Origin of the sequence: Magnetovibrio sp., from assembly GCF_036568125.1 — a bacterium.
Taxonomy (GTDB): domain Bacteria; phylum Pseudomonadota; class Alphaproteobacteria; order Rhodospirillales; family Magnetovibrionaceae; genus Magnetovibrio.
The window spans coordinates 369,033-384,795 of the sequence record NZ_DATCTF010000010.1; the positions used below are offsets into that span (position 1 = coordinate 369,033).

A 15,763-nucleotide genomic window follows, 5' to 3' on the forward strand; every position below is an offset into this window, starting at 1 on the left:
CTCCAGGCGCCGCTTTTTTTATGACTTTTTTTAGATCTATATCAGCCGGGTTTGTGTTGGCGACGCGCCATGGCGCGCTCGGCGGGATTGGAGCCGACGCCTTCGTCCATCTCTTTGCGCCGTTGCTCGCGGATGGCGCGTTGACGGCGTTTGTACTCGTCGTCTTTCGCTTTCATCTTGCCGCTGAAGATCACCATCATCAACTGGCTACCGATGATCGCCAGCAGCGCCATCATGATCGTCGCCGAAACCCAATAGACAACGTGAGCCAAGATGATCTCTTCGATCATGAACACGTGGTAGAAGAATACAAAAATCCACAGCACCACTTCGGCGAGGATAAACAGACGAAACGAGATGCGCTCCTTCAGCGGGCGAGGGTGCAACAGATTGGAGTTGATGTACGCAAGTGCGCTCAAAAACCCGCCCAGCAAGCAACTCGTGAACAGAAATGCACTGATGACGGCGATCCACGCCTGCATTTCCGTAAAATTAAAGGCCTTGAGCAGCTCTAAATAAGCTTCCGCCATGGCCACCTCCATTATGTGGTCTAGTTGACCATTTCCTTATGCCCTTGTGGGGGCGCCCCTAAGCAATCCAGATGAGGCCGTTGAAAGGCGCTCAATCGATCACAGATATCAAACCCGCGCACCTCGCAATATGCCCTTGCGAATCGGCGCGATTCTATTGCTTCAATACTGTCTGGCTTGAATGAAGAAAAAGTTACCAGCGCCCACATTCTACATCTGCTGCGTGTTTTAACCGATTACAAGATCCGCGCAACGATAAATATTGGCGGTTCTGAATCGTTTTTGTGACGCAATAATACCCCTTTATTGGTATTATGAATTGTCGGCGTCACTTTCTTCCATCGCCGCTTCGGCTTCAAGCCAGGCAATCTCAGCGGTTTGCAGGCTTTTCTCGATTTTACCAAGTTGGATTTGCAACCGCGTCAGTTCGTCGCTGGCACCGGAATAGAGACTTGGATCAGCCAATTTCTTTTCGATATTTTCTTTCTCTATGCTCAGGCGGGTGACTTCTTTTTCTGCGTTTTGCGCATTTTTTCGCAATTGGCTCGAGGCGGCGCGGGCGTCGGCGCGGGCTTTTCGCTCGGCCTTCTTGTCCCCCTTGGGGCTTTTGGCTGCGCTCTCTGATGCATCGGAACCGTCTTTGCGACCGCGCCTAGCATCCAACAACAAGCGCTTGTAATCGTTCAGGTCGCCATCGAACTGGGTGCATTTTCCGCCATCGACCAGCCACAGGCGGTCGCAGACCAACTCGACCAAGTGGGGGTCGTGGCTGACCAGAACCACCGCGCCGTCGTAGGTGTTGAGTGCGGCCACCAGCGCTTCGCGGGCATCAACGTCGAGGTGGTTGGTGGGCTCGTCCAGCAGCATGATGTGCGGGGCGGACCGGCTCATATTGGCGAACAGCAAGCGCGCCTTTTCGCCGCCCGAAAGGTTCTTGATGGGGGTGTCGGCCTTGTCCTTGTTGAAGCCGAACTTACCCAGTTGGGCGCGGACCTTGGGTTCGATTACGCCTTCCATTTGTTCTTGCATGTATTCGTAGGCGGTTTCTTCTTCGGGCAGTTCTTCGGCCTGGTGTTGCGCGAAGTAACCGACTTCGAGTTTCTTGGACTTGACGATTTTACCGTCTTGGGGGGCAAGGCGGCCCGCCAGCATCTTCATCATGGTCGATTTGCCGTTGCCGTTGGCGCCCAACAGCGCGATGCGGTCGTCCATGTCGATGCGCAGATCCAGGTTTCTGAGAATCGGCTTGCCGGGCTCGTACCCCAACGCCACTTCGTCCAGCGCCACCAGCGGCGGCGACAGGGGCGATGGGTTGGGGAAGATGAAGCTGGTGGTCTTGTCTTCGATCACCGCAGCGATGGGCTCCATCTTTTCCAAAAGCTTGAGACGGCTTTGCGCTTGGCGGGCTTTCGAGGCCTTGGCGCGGAACCGGTCGACGAATTCTTGAATGTGACGCTGTTCGGCCAATTGCTTGGTGCGGTTCTTGGCCTGCTGGCTGAGCCGTTCGCGGCGGGTCTTTTCGAAAAAGTCGTAGTTGCCGGTATAGCGGACCAGCTTTTGCTCTTCCAAATGGATAATTTCGTCGACGGCGGTGTTGAGCAGCGTGCGATCGTGGGAAATCACCATCACGGTGCCTTGCCAATTGGCCAGATAGTTTTCCAGCCACAGGGTCGCTTCCAGGTCCAGGTGGTTGGTCGGTTCGTCCAACAGCAACAGGTCGGGGGCGGCGAACAGTACTGCGGCCAATGCCACGCGCATGCGCCAGCCGCCGGAAAAGTCGGAACAGAAGCTTTGTTGCGCCTGTTCGTCGAAGCCGAGACCCGAAAGGATTCGCGCCGCGCGCGCCGGGGCGGAATGCGCACCGATGTCGGCCAGGCGGGTGTGGATGTAGCCGATGCGGTTGGGGTCGGTGACGACTTCCGATTCCGCCAGCAGCTCCGTGCGCTCGGTGTCGGCGGCCAGCACCGTGTCGATGAGGCTCACCGGGCCGCTCGGCGCTTCCTGTGCGACCATGCCCAACCGCGCCCCTTGGCGCAGGTTGATGGTGCCGCCGTCGGGCGCAATGTCGCCAGCGATAAGCTTGAACAGGGTCGATTTGCCTGTGCCGTTGCGTCCCACCAAACCGACTTTGTGGCCTTTGGGGACGGCGACGGTGGCGTTTTCGAGCAAAAGTCGCCCGCCGATGCGATAGGTGAGGTCGTTGATGTGTAACATGGCGGGGCTTTTAGCACGCAGATCGGCCGCTGGAAACAACATCTCACGCGCGCAGGGATCGTGGCTCTGAAAACCCCCTCTTGTCAGCACGGAACGATCCGGTTATAACCCCGCGACCCGGCATATTAGAGATCGGGGCCGAAATTTCCTTTAACAGCAAAAGGCTCTTGAGCATGGCTGTCGAACGCACACTGTCGATCATTAAACCGGACGCCACCGAGCGTAACCTTACCGGCAAGATCAATTCCTACATCGAAGCCGCGGGTCTGCGCATCATCGCCCAGAAACGCATCCGTCTCACCCGCGATCAGGCCGAAGCCTTCTATGCGGTTCACAAGGAACGCTCGTTCTTTGGCGAACTGGTGGACTTCATGCTGTCCGGTCCGGTGGTCGTGCAAATCCTGGAAGGTGAAAACGCCATCGCGAAATACCGCGAAGTCATGGGCGCCACCAACCCGGCCAACGCCGACGAAGGCACGATCCGCAAGGACTTCGCCATCGACGTGCAGAACAACTCGGTGCACGGCTCCGATGCGCCGGAAACGGCTGCCGTCGAAACCGCTTTCTTCTTCTCCGGCATCGAAATCGCCGGTTAAGTCAAAGCGCCTCAGATTTAAAAGGCCGCTCCGGATTGGGGCGGCCTTTTTTATTTCAGGATACGAAAATGATCCGAAATCGCTGCCACCGCCCGGGCGATTGGGGTTTCCGTGCGCATGACGCTGGCCGCCGTGCGCGCACGGGTGCGGATGTTTTCGTCGTTCAAGGCTGTCTGGATGCGCTGGGCAAGCGCTTGGGCGGACCATGTGCGCTTGAGTAAGGGGGCTGGCGCCGCGCCGATGCGGTGGAGCTCGCGGCCCCAAAACTGCTGTTCGTCGATGTGCGCCACCACCACCGACGGAACCCCGGCGCGAAGCGCCGTGTGGGTTGTGCCCGCACCGCCGTGATGAACCACCGCGCCGCAACGTGGAAAGACTGCATGATGTGCGCTCTGGTCGACGAACAACACCGTATCGCGGGACTCGGGTTCGTGTGCGAGCCTCAAAGGGGCCTGGATGATCATCCGGCACGACGCCAAGTGCGCGGCCTGCATCAAAACGTCGATGGTGTCTTTTTGCTGGGTCGCGTGGTTGCTCATGACGCTGCCGAAACTGACGTAGACGGGGGGCGGCCCGGCGTTGAGAAATGCCTCCAATCGCGCATCCGGGGTGTGCTCGGCGGTGGCGTCGCGAAATCCGAATTCGCCGCAGATGCGGTGCTGAGCGCCCCAGTCGTCCTGATGCGCACACAAAACCCCACTGACGGCGATGAGATTGAGTTCCGGCGATGTCCACACATCGTCGATCAGATCGCGCGCCGGTGCCATGTCGTGCGCGGTGCGCATTCGATCTGGGAACGGCTTGATGTATTTGTTCAAGAGTTTTCGGGTTATCCACCACCATGCCCGATTGACTGTCTGTCCCCAGTCGGGCAAGCCTGACGGCGGCGCGAAGCGCGATGGAATGACGCTGTGGGCGAGCATGACGCTGGCGTAGGGGCGTCCCGCCAATTCAGCGGCGATGCGTAACGGATAATGAAAAAAATGCCCGATGACCAGATCGTTTTCGCGGCACAACCGCTCGGCTTCACCGAACATCTGATCCGCGACGGGTTCCAACAGGTTGTCGACAATCATCTGCGCCTGTTTCAGCGGGTTTGCTTGCGCGAACACCGCGGCTTGGACGCGGGCGCGTTCCGGCGCGCTTTCGATCACCGGCCCGCCGACATACCGCACCGTTAGGGCGAGGCGTTGCGCCGTTTCACTGTAGTCCGTGTCATCGATGCTGGTGATCGACACGGTGACGTCGTGATCGGCTTCTTGCAGCCCATCCGCAAGCGCCAATAGGGGCATGATGTCGCCGCGGCTGCCCCAGGTTTGAATGCCAATGCGCATGTCGGTTCCCCTGATTGGTCTTTTGAGTATTCCTCTGATTGGATCTGTCGTCGCACGAGGATATAGCGTAATTTCGAGCAATCACCAGTGAGGGTGCTCACAGGTGAAGCTCAAAAAATAGGTGCGTGGTCTGGGTTGTGAAATAACCTTTGAAAACAATAAGTTTTGTGGTTTTGAAAGCAGGGTGATCATTAGCAAAACCGTTGCCATCTACGTTTTCGACGAGATCGAGGTGCTCGACCTCGGCGGTCCGTTCGAAGTGTTTTCCGTCGCCAATCGACTGGCGGCCAAGGACGGGCGAGACCAGCCATTCAATGTCGTGACCGTCAGCAGCGGGGCGGACATCGTGCAAGCGCGGGGCGGATACCGTTTTTGCCCGTCGCACAACTTTGCCAACGTCCCTCCGGCCGATGTGTTGGTGGTGCCCGGCGGCGTGGTCGATCACGAATGCGCCCGCCCAGATGTCATTGCGTGGCTGCGCCAAGCCCACGATGGCGCTGAATTGACGGCATCGGTCTGTACCGGTGCATTTTTGCTTGCCGAGGCGGGCGTGTTGACGGGGCTGGAGGTCACCACGCATTGGGAAGACATCGACGAGCTTGAACGCCGCTACCCCGATCTCCATGTTTTGCGGGATCGTTTGTGGGTCGACGAAGGCCGCGTCGTCACGTCGGGCGGCATTTCGGCTGGCATCGACATGTCTCTGCACTTGGTGCGTCGCTTGGAAGGTCTGGATCTGGCCCGGCGCGTCGCCCGGCAAATGGAATATGACTGGCGCAGCCTTTCGGGCATCGCTGAGCAAACAGGAGTGAATAGGTAATGATCGCCGTCATTTTCGAAGTCTGGCCGGACCCCGTGCGCAAACAGGACTATCTCGATCTCGCCGCCGAGCTGCGCCCGCTGCTCGACGGCATCGACGGGTTCATCTCGATCGAACGGTTCGAAAGCCTGTCGGAACCCGGCAAAATCCTGTCGCTGTCGTTCTGGCGCGACGAAGACGCGGTTGCGCAATGGCGTGCTTTGGAACGCCACCGCGCCGCGCAAACCGAAGGCCGGGGCGGCGTTTTCAAGGACTACCGCCTGCGGGTCGCGGCCGTAATGCGCGATTACGGGATGCACGCGCGCGTAGAGGCTCCGGAAGATTCGCGCCGTGCCCATGAATAAGGCTCGCCAAACGCCTGAAATGAGCATATAGGCCATTGAACGGCGCGCGTTGTGCGGGCTCTTACATGGAAAACCGAATATGGCTCACGGGTCGGTCACGCCTGTTTTGCCGCCTTCTGCGGGTGGGGGGAACTCCCTTGCCTATTGGATCGTGATCCCGAACGCCTTTTCCGCCGACGAATGCCGACATCTTACCGATGTGTTCGCGCAACTGGACGCCGTCAATGGCGGTCTGGTGGCGGGGCGTTTCGACCAAAACGTCCGCCAGTCGGCGCTGGTGTGGGTGCCCGAACGCGAAGACCTCGCCTGGGTCGATACGCGCATGGCGCGTCTGGCCGCCGACGCCAATCGCCAACTGTTCAATTACGCGCTGGACGGTTTCGACGAGCAGTTGCAAATGGCCGCATACGGTCCCGGTCATTACTACGACTGGCACATCGATCGCGGCCAGGGCAGCACGGCGGGGCGGCGTAAGCTGACCCTTTCGGTGCAACTCACCCAACCCGACGCTTATGCGGGCGGTGAATTGGAAATCAACGCCGACGGCCGCCCCTTTCAAGCCCCGCGCGACCAAGGCACGGCGGTGGTGTTTGCCGCCACCACCTTGCACCGCGTGGCGCCGGTGCTCAGCGGTTTGCGCCACTCCCTGGTCGCCTGGGTTCACGGCCCGGCGTTCGTTTAGGCATTAGCCAGCCGGATTGCTCATCGCGCCGTCGGGCACGGCGTGATCGTTGATCAGCACGCGCTCGGCGCTGACCCTGACCCGGCCCTCGGCGATGAATTTGACCGCGCGGGGATAGATGACGTGTTCTTGTTCCAAGATGCGCGCGGCCAGATCGTCGGGGGTGTCGGTTGGGTGCACCGGAACCACGGCCTGACTGATGATCGGGCCTTCGTCCATGGCCGGGCGCACGAAATGCACCGTGCAGCCGGAAAAACGCGCGCCTTCCTCGATTGCGCGCTCGTGCACGTGCAGGCCTTTATATGCCGGCAACAGGGACGGGTGGATGTTGATCAGGCGGTCGCGCCATTTGCGCACGAAGCCGTCAGACAGCAACCGCATGAAACCCGCCAGACACACCAGTTCCGCGCCGGCTTCTTCGATCTTGGCGCTCATGGCTTCGTCGAAGCTTTCGCGGTCGGCGAAATCCTTGTGGCTGAGCACTGCGGTGGGGATGTCGGCTTGACGGGCGCGCTCCAGACCGTAGGCGTCGGCCTTGTTGGACAGCACCAGGGCGATTTCGGCGGGGTAGTCTTCCGCCGCGCAGGCGTCGATCAACGCTTGCAGATTGGAACCGCGACCGGAAACGAGCACCGCAAGCTTCATCGCCGTTAACCCCAGGCTTTGTCTGCGTTCAGCAGCACCACGCCCTCGTTGCCTTGCGGACGGGGGATGATGCGGCCGATTTCAAACACCGTTTCGCCTTCAGCTTCGAACACGGCTTTGAGTTCGGCGGCCTTAGTTGCATCGACGACCACGGCCATGCCCACGCCGCAGTTAAAGGTGCGGGCCATTTCGGTGGCGGCGATGTTGCCTTCGCGTTGCAGCCAGCGGAACACATCGGGCGTGTCCCACGCGGTGGCGTCGACCTCGGCGGCCAGACCATCGGGCAGCACGCGGGGGATGTTTTCCAAAACGCCGCCGCCGGTGATGTGGCTCAGCGCATGTACGCCGCCGGACTTGATCGCGGCCAGGCACGATTTGACGTAGATTTTGGTCGGCACCAACAGCGCCTCGCCGAGCGTCTTGCCCTGGGCGTTGAAAGGCGCGAAGGGCGCTTCGACCTGATAGGCCAGACGCGCTTTGTCGACGATGTGGTCGCGCACCGCGGCTTGCATCTTGGTGTCGGCGGGGCCGCCGATCACGGCGTCGGAAACGACCTTGCGCACCAGGGAAAAACCGTTGGAATGCAAGCCGCTGGACGCCAAGCCGAGGATCACGTCGCCGTCTTGCACCTTGTCGCCGGTGAGCACCGCGTCGCGATCGACCGCGCCGACGCAAAAGCCCGCCAGATCGTAATCGCCGCCGCCGTACATGCCGGGCATTTCCGCCGTTTCGCCGCCGATCAGCGCCGCGCCGGATTGACGGCAGCCTTCGGCGATGCCCGCGATGATGTCCTTGCCGGCCTTCACGTCGAGCTTGCCGGTGGCGTAATAATCGAGAAAGAACAACGGTTCCGCGCCTTGCACCACCAGATCGTTGACGCACATGGCGACCAGATCGATGCCGACGGTGGTGTGGCTCTGCATGGCGATGGCGACCTTCAGTTTGGTGCCCACGCCGTCGGTACCCGCGACCAAGATCGGGTCAGAGTAGCCAGCGGCCTTGAGGTCGAACATGGCGCCGAAACCGCCCAGACCGGAAACCACACCGGAACGCGAGGTCGATTTGGCGTCGCCCTTGATCGCTTCGACCAACGCGTTGCCCGCATCGATGTCGACACCGGCGTCTTTGTAATTTGCCCCGGACATGGCGGGCTCCTCTTGGTTCTCGTATGGCTATACGGGGCGGACGCAAACGCCGCTCTGGTAATGATGGCTGAGCGTGGTAAAACAGTGCCTAGCCTGTGTTCTTCAGGTGAAACATACCCATTTAGGGACGCTTTGCAATGGCGCAGAATAAGGGGACGCGGTTGATGAGAATTGGAACTGCTTACGGGCTTGTATTTGCCGTGCTGTTCGCGCTCTTGGGCACGGACGCCCGGGCCGATGCGCCGCGCCTGTTCGAGGTCTCCAACGTCACCGTCGACGTCACCGCCGATTCGGCCACCACCGCGCGGGTCGAGGCCTTGGCCCAGGGCGAGAAAAAGGCTTTTTACCTGCTGTTGAAGCGTCTGACCCTGCAAGCCTATCACAACCGTCTGCCCGACATCCCCACCAACCAAATCACCGAATTGGTGCAAGATTTTGCGGTGACGGACGAAAAAACCTCATCGGTGCGCTACATCGCCAAGCTCACCTACCGCTTTCACGCCGAAGGGGTGCGCGCGCTGCTGGACGAACATGGTCTGCCGTTCGCCGAAACGGCGTCCAAGCCGGTGCTGTTGCTGCCGGTCTACCAAGCCGCGGGCGCGTTGCTGCTGTGGGACGACCCCAATCCGTGGCGCGCGGCGTGGCGCGCCTACGCCGAAAACGGACCCGGCCAAGGTTTGGTGCCGATGGTTCTGCCGGTCGGCGATTTGAACGACGTGCGCACCATCGGCGCGGAACAGGCCATCGAAGGCGACATGGCGCGCCTGGAAGAAATCGCCCGGCGTTACGAGGCCGGCGACGTGGTGGTGGCGCATGGCATTTTGCGCATGGACTCGTTCAACGGCCTGCCGGAACTGGAAGTCTATTTGACGCGCTTCGGCTCAGCCCTTCAAGAACACACGGTGGTCAAAAGCTTTACCTCGGAACCGGGCGACGACATTCCCAATTTGCTGAAGCGCGCCGCCGAGCAACTGACCGCTCAGGTCGAAGACAATTGGAAGCAGGACAACCTGATCCAGGCGGGCAGTGCGCAACTGCTGCCGGTGTCCGTGCCGGTGCGCGGCTTGAGCGATTGGGTCCGGGTGCGCGACCGTCTCAACGGTGTCGCGGTGGTGCGCCGCGCCGATCTGGTGTTGCTGCGCCGCGATCAGGTGCGTTTGAACCTGCATTTCATCGGTGACGCGGAACAATTGGCATTGTCGCTCGACCAAGCGGACTTGGCACTGTGGGAAGAAGCCGGGCAGTGGTATCTGGCGCAGAAAATCGCGCCGTCGGCGGCTACTTCTGCTTCCCCTGAACCCACTGCGCAGTGATGGTGGCGTTTAGGTGAACATCCCCAATATCATCACGCTGCTGCGCATAGCCGCGACACCGTTCGCGGTGTGGCTGATCCTGGAAAACAACCTGATGTGGGCGTTTTGGGTGTTCGTCGCGGCGGGCATATCGGACGCCTTGGACGGGTTTATCGCCAAGCGCTTCAACATGGAAACCGAACTGGGCAAGTATCTCGACCCGCTGGCCGACAAGGCGCTGTTGGTGTCGGTCTACGTGTCGTTGGGTATCGAAGGCTATTTGCCCAATTGGTTGGTGATCATGGTGGTGTTTCGCGACGTGTTCATCGTCGGCGGAGCGTTGCTCTTTGAAACCATGACGCATTCGCTTACCATGCAACCGTTGATGATCAGCAAGGTCAACACGACCTTGCAGATTGTGTTGGCGGCGGCGGTGATGGCTAGCGTCGGTTACGGCATCGATCTCGCCCAGGCCCTGGACGCGGTGGTGATCTTGACCGCCATGGCGACGGTGCTGTCGGGATTGAGCTACGCGGTGGTGTGGATCCGCCGATGGTCGCAGTTGGAGGACGATCAATGACCCAGCGGATGAGCCGCGAAAAGCAGACCGTGGTGTGGGTCTTCGGCTTTGCGGTGTTCGTATTCTTGCTCTACGCCCTCAGCAGCGTGCTGACGCCGTTTGTGGCGGGGCTTGCGGTGGCTTATTTCCTCGACCCTCTCGCGGACCGCTTGGAAGCGGTGTTGAAATCGCGCTCGGCGGCCACGGCACTTATTCTGCTGACCTTTTTCGTCGCAGTGTTCGCCCTTGGCGTGGTTTTGTTTCCGCTGTTGCAGGCCCAGATCACGGGGCTGGTCGCGCGTATCCCCGAGGCGCTGGACGCGGCGCATGGTTTGCTCGACCCGTTGGTCAAGCAGATCGAACAGGAACTTGGCGCGGCGGAAATTCAAAAGCTCAAAGACAGCGCGGGTGCCTTCACCGGCGCCGCCGTATCGTGGCTGCTGGATGTCCTGAAAAGCTTGTTCCTCGGTGGCAAAGCCTTCGTCAACGCCCTGTCGCTGTTGTTCATCATGCCGGTGGTGGCGTTTTTCCTGTTGCGCGACTGGGACATTTTGGTGGCTAAGGTCGACGACCTGTTGCCGCGTTCATCGGCTGAGACGATCCGCGCCCAGTTTCGCGACATCGACGCCACCATTGCCGGGTTTGTGCGCGGTCAAGCGACCGTGTGCTTGGCGCTAGGCACCATTTACGCCACCGGCCTGACGTTGGTGGGGTTGGATTTCGGATTGCTGATCGGCTTGCTGACCGGCCTTTTGGCGTTCGTGCCCTATGTCGGCATGATCATCGGCCTGTTGGTTGCGTTCGTCGTGGCCCTGATGCAGTTCAGCGATCCGCTGTCGTTCCTTCTGGTGGCGGCGGTGTTTGGCTTTGGGCAAACCGTCGATGCGGCGTTTCTCACCCCCAATCTGGTTGGCGGACGCGTCGGGCTGCATCCGGTGTGGATCATCTTCGCATTGATGGCGGGCGGTTCGGTGTTCGGCTTCACCGGGGTGTTGTTGGCCGTGCCGGTCGCCTCGGTGATTGGCGTCTTGGTGCGTTTCGCCATTGGCCGTTACCGCCAATGCGCACTATATACGGGTTCATGAAACAGCCTGTGAAGCAAATCCCCTTTGATTTCGACCTGAGACCGGCGTTGGGCGGCGAGGACTTTTTGGTTGCGCCGTGTAATGCAGACGCGATCCAATGGGTCGAGCGCTGGCCCGACTGGCCGGGCCCGGTGTTGGCCATTGCCGCCCCCGAGGGGGCGGGCAAGACCCACTTGGCGCACGTCTTTCAGGCCCACAGCGGTGCGCGCATGGTCGGCGTGGACGACTTGCGGACGTTGCGCGCCGATGGCGTATTGTCCGGCGCGACGGCCTTGGTGTTGGAAGACGTGGAAACGTTTCTCGACGCGGGGTTGGCGGAAGAGCTGTTGCATCTTTATAATTTGGCACGCGAAGAGGGCGTTAAAATCCTCATGACGGCGGAACGCCCGCCGTCGCGCTGGTCTATTGACTTGAAAGACCTGAGCTCGCGTTTGAACACCGCGCCGGTGGCGGAAATCAGCCCGCCCGACGACGCCCTGATCACCGCCTTGATCGTCAAGCAGTTCGCCGATCGGCAATTGGGCGTGGACCCGGATGTTTTGACGTATATGCTGGCGCGCATGGACCGGTCGTTTTCGGCGGTGCGCAACTTGATCCGCGCCATCGATGCGCAAGCGCTGGCGCAAAAACGCCCCATCACCGTACCCTTGGTGCGAAGCGTGTTGGAAAATCAAAAACCTAACGATATGGAATGACAGATGGACTTGGGACTTAAAGGTAAAACCGCGATTGTCTGCGCCGCCAGCAAAGGATTGGGCCGCGCCTGCGCGCATTCCCTGGCGCGCGAAGGGGTCGATGTCGTGATCGCGGCGCGTACCGAAGGGCCTCTGATGGATACCGCGCGTTTCATCGCCGAGGATACCGGCGTCAAGGTCATCCCGGTGATCGCCGACGTCGCCACCGAAGAAGGCCGCGCCGCCGTTCTGGCCGCATGCCCGACCCCGGACATTTTGGTCAACAATGCAGGTGGTCCGCCGCCGGGCGATTTTCGCGATTGGGATCGCGATGATTGGATCAAAGCCATCGACGCCAATATGCTCAGCGCCATCTTCATGATCAAAGCGACCGTCGACCCGATGATGGACAAAGGGTTTGGCCGCATCGTCAACATCACGTCCGCCGCCGTCAAAGCGCCCAACGATATCTTGGGTCTGTCCAACGGCGCACGCTCGGGCTTGACCGGGTTCATCGCCGGGCTGAGCCGCAAGACGGTCTGTCGCAACGTGACCATCAACAACATTCTGCCGGGGCCCTTCGATACGGACCGTCTGCACGCGACCATCGAAGCCGGTGCCAAGCAACAAGGAAAAACGGCCGAAGAAGTCGCCAACGCGCGGCGCACGCAAAACCCGGCCGGGCGTTTCGGCCAGCCGGAAGAATTCGGCGATTTGTGCGCCTACATCTGCTCAGCCCAAGCCGGTTATCTGACCGGGCAGAATTTCCTGATCGACGGCGGGGCTTATCCCGGCACGTTTTAACTTTTTCAGCCCTCGGCTTCCGGGGGCATCGCGAGGACACCATGCGTAAAGTGACGTATTTCAGCGCGGGGCTGCTTGCGGACTTCGTCATTTCCGATCAGGCCTTCGACAAGTTCCTGGTCGATCTGAACGAAGCCCAAGGGGAAATCGATCGCTACGGCGAAGAGGACCTGCTGAAAGCGCGTACCCTGTTGGACAATTTTATGGCCCGTGCCCAGCAAGACCAAACCATCGTGCAAGGGACCGGCGAGGTTTTGGGGGCGAGCTTCATCTGGAACTTTTTCAACACCAACCCCGACTCGTCGCGCGTCATCACCGGCGATATCGTCGTCGTAGATCTAGATGGCACGTTGACGTCGGTTGAATACGCTTCCGTCAACGACTTGAAGTTCGCCCAGCACGACCACGATCATGATCACGATCATGCGCACGGACACGGTTGCGGGTGCGGTCACGAACACTAAACCACTCATAAAATCAGCTGACGCAGGACAAAAAAGAGGCCGTCACCCTGGGGGGACAGTTAGGGTGACGGCCTGAGTTTATATTTCGTGCATAACTCGAAATATTTCCGACAAATTTAGTCGGATATAGAGAGAATGTGGTGCAGCGCAAACAAGATTTCAATCGTCTTTTGAGCGAGGTATTTGAATTTTTTGCGTCACGCGCCGATAGGGCGTGCGCGGGCATGACATTTTGCTTCTAAGCGATTAAAGTGGTGGGGGAATTTCATATCCCCACGGTGATGCATCCTGTGATGTGTCCAGCCGGGAAATTCTCCATGCCGTATGTCCACTTACGCGTCCCTCATCGGGATGCACATTCAAGAGATATGCAAAAATTTTGCGCGCAAGGGTCCCATCTATGAACTCCCTCGATATTTCCCGGATCAGCTTGAATTCCAGCGACCGTTTCATCAACCGCGAACTGTCGTGGCTTGCCTTCAACACCCGTGTGATGGAAGAAGCCATGAACAAATCTCATCCGCTGTTGGAGCGGGTGCGGTTTTTGAGCATTTCCGCCGCCAACCTCGATGAGTTCTACATGGTCCGTGTCGCCGGTCTCAAAGGCCAAGTGCGTGCGGGTATTTCGACGATTTCCGAAGACGGCTTGACCCCGGCCCAACAGTTGATCGCCATCAACGAAGCGGCGCAGCAGTTGATGAAAAGCCAGCAAGATTGCTGGATCGTTCTCAAGGACCTGTTGCATAAGGAGGGCATCAAGGTTCTCAAGCACAAGGAGCTTTCGGACCGCGACACTAAGTGGCTGGAAAGCTATTTCCTCGACCACATCTTTCCGGTTTTGACCCCGCTGGCGATCGATCCCGCGCACCCGTTCCCGTTCATTCCCAATCTGGGTTTCTCGTTGGTCATGTTGCTGCAACGGCGCAACACCGAAGAACAACTGCGCGCGCTTTTGCCGATCCCGCACCTGGTCGAACGGTTCGTGCGCTTGCCGGGCGCGGCGATCCGCTTCATTCCCATCGAAGAAGTGGTGGAGATGTTCCTCGACCGTCTGTTCCCCAATTATGCACCGCTGCAAATCGGCAATTTCCGCATCATCCGCGACAGCGAAATGGAAATCGACGAAGAAGCCGAAGATTTGGTGCGCACGTTCGAAACTGCACTCAAGCGTCGCCGCCGCGGCTCGGTCATTCGTTTGACGTTGAACCAAGGCATGACCGATGAACTGCGTTCGGTGGTCTGCGATGAAATCGTCGTCGACGAAGAAGACGTGTTCCGCCTGGGCGGTATCTTGGGTATGGCGGACCTGTCGCAATTGATCGTCAAGGAACGCCCCGACCTGTTGTTCGAACCGTTCAATGCGCGCTTCCCCGAACGAGTGCGCGATTTCGGCGGCAACGTGTTCCAGGCCGTGCGCAAAAAAGACCTGATCGTTCACCACCCTTATGAAAGCTTCGACGTGGTGGTGCAGTTCGTGCGCCAAGCCGCGCGCGATCCCAAGGTTGTGGCGATCAAGCAGACGCTGTATCGCACATCCAACGACAGCCCCATCATCGAAGCCCTGATCGAAGCCGCAGAAGCGGGCAAGTCGGTCACCGCAATGGTGGAACTGAAAGCACGCTTCGACGAAGAAGCCAACATCCGCTGGGCGCGCGATTTGGAGCGCGCCGGCGTGCAGGTCATCTACGGTTTCATGGACAAAAAGACCCATGCCAAGGTCAACCTGGTGGTGCGCCGCGAGGCCAAGGGCTTGCGGTCCTATGTGCATTACGGCACCGGGAACTATCATCCGATCACGGCGAAGATTTATACCGATTTGTCGTTCTTCACCTGCGACCCGGCACTGACGGCGGATGCCGCGCGACTGTTCAACTACATGACCGGTTACGCCAGCCCCGAAGGCATGGAAAAGCTCTATTATTCGCCGCTGACCATGCGCGACAAACTGGTGTCGCTGATCGAAAACGAAATTGCCAACGCCAAGGCCGGCAAGCCGTCTGGGGTCTGGGCGAAAATGAACTCGGTGGTCGATCCGGTGTTGATCGACACCATGTATCGGGCCTCGAACGCAGGTGTGCCGATCGACCTGGTGGTGCGCGGCATTTGTTGCTTGCGTCCTGGGGTCAAGGGGTTGTCGGAAAACATTCGCGTCAAGAGCATCGTCGGGCGGTACCTGGAGCACGCGCGCATCGTCGCCTTCGCCAACGGCCAGGAACTGCCCTCGCGCAGCGCCAAGGTCTATATTTCATCGGCCGACTGGATGCCGCGCAACCTTTACCGTCGCGTCGAAACCCTGGTGCCGATCGAAAACCCGACCGTGCACCGCCAAGTGCTCGACGAGATTATGGTGTTGAATTTCCGCGATACCGAACAAAGCTGGACCCTCGCGCCGGACGGATCGTATCAACGCATCAACACCGACGGCGGTCTGAACGTGCATCACTACTTCATGACCAACCAAAGCGTTTCCGGCCGGGGCACGGCGGCGCGCCGCACCCGTCCCAAATCCGGCCGGACGGCGAAAGCCAAAAGCAAGCGGACCGACGACGACTAAACCTAACGCAGCGGGGTGGGA

The 15,763-nt window shown here is 59.7% G+C and carries 16 protein-coding genes; 11 read left to right on the top strand and 5 right to left on the bottom strand.

Going from position 1 to position 15,763, the window contains the following annotated elements; genetic code table 11:
* Positions 1 to 41: 41 nt before the first annotated feature.
* The gene (locus tag VIN96_RS06515) at positions 42 to 530 is read right to left on the bottom strand and encodes a hypothetical protein (protein WP_331894799.1); all 489 of its coding nucleotides are present in this window, start codon (positions 528 to 530) and stop codon (positions 42 to 44) included.
* 312 nt (positions 531 to 842) lie between these two features.
* A complete protein-coding gene (locus VIN96_RS06520; protein ID WP_331894801.1) occupies positions 843 to 2,744 on the bottom strand; it encodes an ABC-F family ATP-binding cassette domain-containing protein in 1,902 nt (633 codons plus the stop codon).
* A gap of 173 nt (positions 2,745 to 2,917) precedes the next feature.
* Between VIN96_RS06520 and ndk the strand changes: the two genes are divergently transcribed.
* Complete coding sequence (ndk, locus tag VIN96_RS06525; protein ID WP_331894803.1) at positions 2,918 to 3,340, top strand: nucleoside-diphosphate kinase; 423 nt, start codon at positions 2,918 to 2,920, stop codon at positions 3,338 to 3,340.
* Between the two features lie 50 nt (positions 3,341 to 3,390).
* Here the strand turns inward: ndk and VIN96_RS06530 are convergent, their stop codons facing one another.
* Complete coding sequence (locus VIN96_RS06530; RefSeq protein ID WP_331894804.1) at positions 3,391 to 4,674, bottom strand: glycosyltransferase; 1,284 nt, start codon at positions 4,672 to 4,674, stop codon at positions 3,391 to 3,393.
* Positions 4,675 to 4,858: 184 nt separating this feature from the next.
* Between VIN96_RS06530 and VIN96_RS06535 the strand changes: the two genes are divergently transcribed.
* The 3 genes from VIN96_RS06535 (at position 4,859) to VIN96_RS06545 (ending at position 6,520) form a co-directional block, all read left to right on the top strand.
* Entirely contained in the window at positions 4,859 to 5,494 is a 636-nt protein-coding gene (locus VIN96_RS06535; protein ID WP_331894806.1) for a DJ-1/PfpI family protein, read from the top strand.
* Entirely contained in the window at positions 5,494 to 5,838 is a 345-nt protein-coding gene (locus VIN96_RS06540) for an antibiotic biosynthesis monooxygenase (RefSeq protein ID WP_331894807.1), read from the top strand. The genes VIN96_RS06535 and VIN96_RS06540 overlap by 1 nt, the downstream gene beginning before the upstream one ends.
* A gap of 79 nt (positions 5,839 to 5,917) precedes the next feature.
* Positions 5,918 to 6,520, top strand: coding sequence for a 2OG-Fe(II) oxygenase (locus VIN96_RS06545; protein ID WP_331894808.1), 603 nt, complete (start codon positions 5,918 to 5,920; stop codon positions 6,518 to 6,520).
* A gap of 3 nt (positions 6,521 to 6,523) precedes the next feature.
* On the opposite strand, the gene purN is transcribed toward VIN96_RS06545, so the two are convergent.
* Both purN and purM read right to left on the bottom strand, forming a co-directional pair.
* Complete coding sequence (purN, locus tag VIN96_RS06550; RefSeq protein WP_331894809.1) at positions 6,524 to 7,165, bottom strand: phosphoribosylglycinamide formyltransferase; 642 nt, start codon at positions 7,163 to 7,165, stop codon at positions 6,524 to 6,526.
* A gap of 5 nt (positions 7,166 to 7,170) precedes the next feature.
* Positions 7,171 to 8,310, bottom strand: coding sequence for a phosphoribosylformylglycinamidine cyclo-ligase (gene purM / locus VIN96_RS06555; RefSeq protein WP_331894810.1), 1,140 nt, complete (start codon positions 8,308 to 8,310; stop codon positions 7,171 to 7,173).
* A gap of 164 nt (positions 8,311 to 8,474) precedes the next feature.
* On the opposite strand from purM, the gene VIN96_RS06560 reads away from it, so the two are divergent.
* The 7 genes from VIN96_RS06560 (at position 8,475) to VIN96_RS06590 (ending at position 15,742) form a co-directional block, all read left to right on the top strand.
* On the top strand, positions 8,475 to 9,623 hold the full coding sequence (locus tag VIN96_RS06560; RefSeq protein WP_331894811.1) for a DUF2066 domain-containing protein: 1,149 nt from the start codon (positions 8,475 to 8,477) through the stop codon (positions 9,621 to 9,623).
* Positions 9,624 to 9,636: 13 nt separating this feature from the next.
* A complete protein-coding gene (locus VIN96_RS06565) occupies positions 9,637 to 10,182 on the top strand; it encodes a CDP-alcohol phosphatidyltransferase family protein (RefSeq protein ID WP_331894813.1) in 546 nt (181 codons plus the stop codon).
* Positions 10,179 to 11,246: an AI-2E family transporter gene (locus tag VIN96_RS06570; RefSeq protein WP_331894814.1), complete on the top strand. Its 1,068-nt coding sequence runs from the start codon at positions 10,179 to 10,181 to the stop codon at positions 11,244 to 11,246. Before VIN96_RS06565 ends, VIN96_RS06570 begins: the two co-directional genes overlap by 4 nt.
* 8 nt (positions 11,247 to 11,254) lie before the next feature.
* Positions 11,255 to 11,941, top strand: coding sequence for an HdaA/DnaA family protein (locus VIN96_RS06575; RefSeq protein WP_331894815.1), 687 nt, complete (start codon positions 11,255 to 11,257; stop codon positions 11,939 to 11,941).
* A 3-nt stretch (positions 11,942 to 11,944) separates the two neighbouring features.
* A complete protein-coding gene (locus VIN96_RS06580) occupies positions 11,945 to 12,724 on the top strand; it encodes an SDR family oxidoreductase (protein ID WP_331894816.1) in 780 nt (259 codons plus the stop codon).
* Positions 12,725 to 12,765: 41 nt separating this feature from the next.
* Positions 12,766 to 13,188: a hypothetical protein gene (locus tag VIN96_RS06585; protein ID WP_331894817.1), complete on the top strand. Its 423-nt coding sequence runs from the start codon at positions 12,766 to 12,768 to the stop codon at positions 13,186 to 13,188.
* Positions 13,189 to 13,588: 400 nt separating this feature from the next.
* Positions 13,589 to 15,742 (top strand): RNA degradosome polyphosphate kinase, encoded by a 2,154-nt coding sequence (locus VIN96_RS06590; RefSeq protein WP_331894818.1) that lies wholly within the window; start codon positions 13,589 to 13,591, stop codon positions 15,740 to 15,742.
* Positions 15,743 to 15,763: the final 21 nt, after the last annotated feature.

Excerpts from the sequence above, each read along its gene's own strand:
- VIN96_RS06590 (WP_331894818.1), top strand. The coding sequence starts at position 13,589 with ATGAACTCCCTCGATATTTCCCGGATCAGCTTGAATTCCAGCGACCGT.
- purM (WP_331894810.1), bottom strand. The coding sequence starts at position 8,310 with ATGTCCGGGGCAAATTACAAAGACGCCGGTGTCGACATCGATGCGGGC.
- VIN96_RS06545 (WP_331894808.1), top strand. The coding sequence starts at position 5,918 with ATGGCTCACGGGTCGGTCACGCCTGTTTTGCCGCCTTCTGCGGGTGGG.
- VIN96_RS06570 (WP_331894814.1), top strand. The coding sequence starts at position 10,179 with ATGACCCAGCGGATGAGCCGCGAAAAGCAGACCGTGGTGTGGGTCTTC.
- VIN96_RS06530 (WP_331894804.1), bottom strand. The coding sequence starts at position 4,674 with ATGCGCATTGGCATTCAAACCTGGGGCAGCCGCGGCGACATCATGCCC.
- VIN96_RS06520 (WP_331894801.1), bottom strand. The coding sequence starts at position 2,744 with ATGTTACACATCAACGACCTCACCTATCGCATCGGCGGGCGACTTTTG.
- VIN96_RS06515 (WP_331894799.1), bottom strand. The coding sequence starts at position 530 with ATGGCGGAAGCTTATTTAGAGCTGCTCAAGGCCTTTAATTTTACGGAA.
- ndk (WP_331894803.1), top strand. The coding sequence starts at position 2,918 with ATGGCTGTCGAACGCACACTGTCGATCATTAAACCGGACGCCACCGAG.
- VIN96_RS06580 (WP_331894816.1), top strand. The coding sequence starts at position 11,945 with ATGGACTTGGGACTTAAAGGTAAAACCGCGATTGTCTGCGCCGCCAGC.
- VIN96_RS06585 (WP_331894817.1), top strand. The coding sequence starts at position 12,766 with ATGCGTAAAGTGACGTATTTCAGCGCGGGGCTGCTTGCGGACTTCGTC.
- VIN96_RS06540 (WP_331894807.1), top strand. The coding sequence starts at position 5,494 with ATGATCGCCGTCATTTTCGAAGTCTGGCCGGACCCCGTGCGCAAACAG.
- purN (WP_331894809.1), bottom strand. The coding sequence starts at position 7,165 with ATGAAGCTTGCGGTGCTCGTTTCCGGTCGCGGTTCCAATCTGCAAGCG.
- VIN96_RS06560 (WP_331894811.1), top strand. The coding sequence starts at position 8,475 with ATGAGAATTGGAACTGCTTACGGGCTTGTATTTGCCGTGCTGTTCGCG.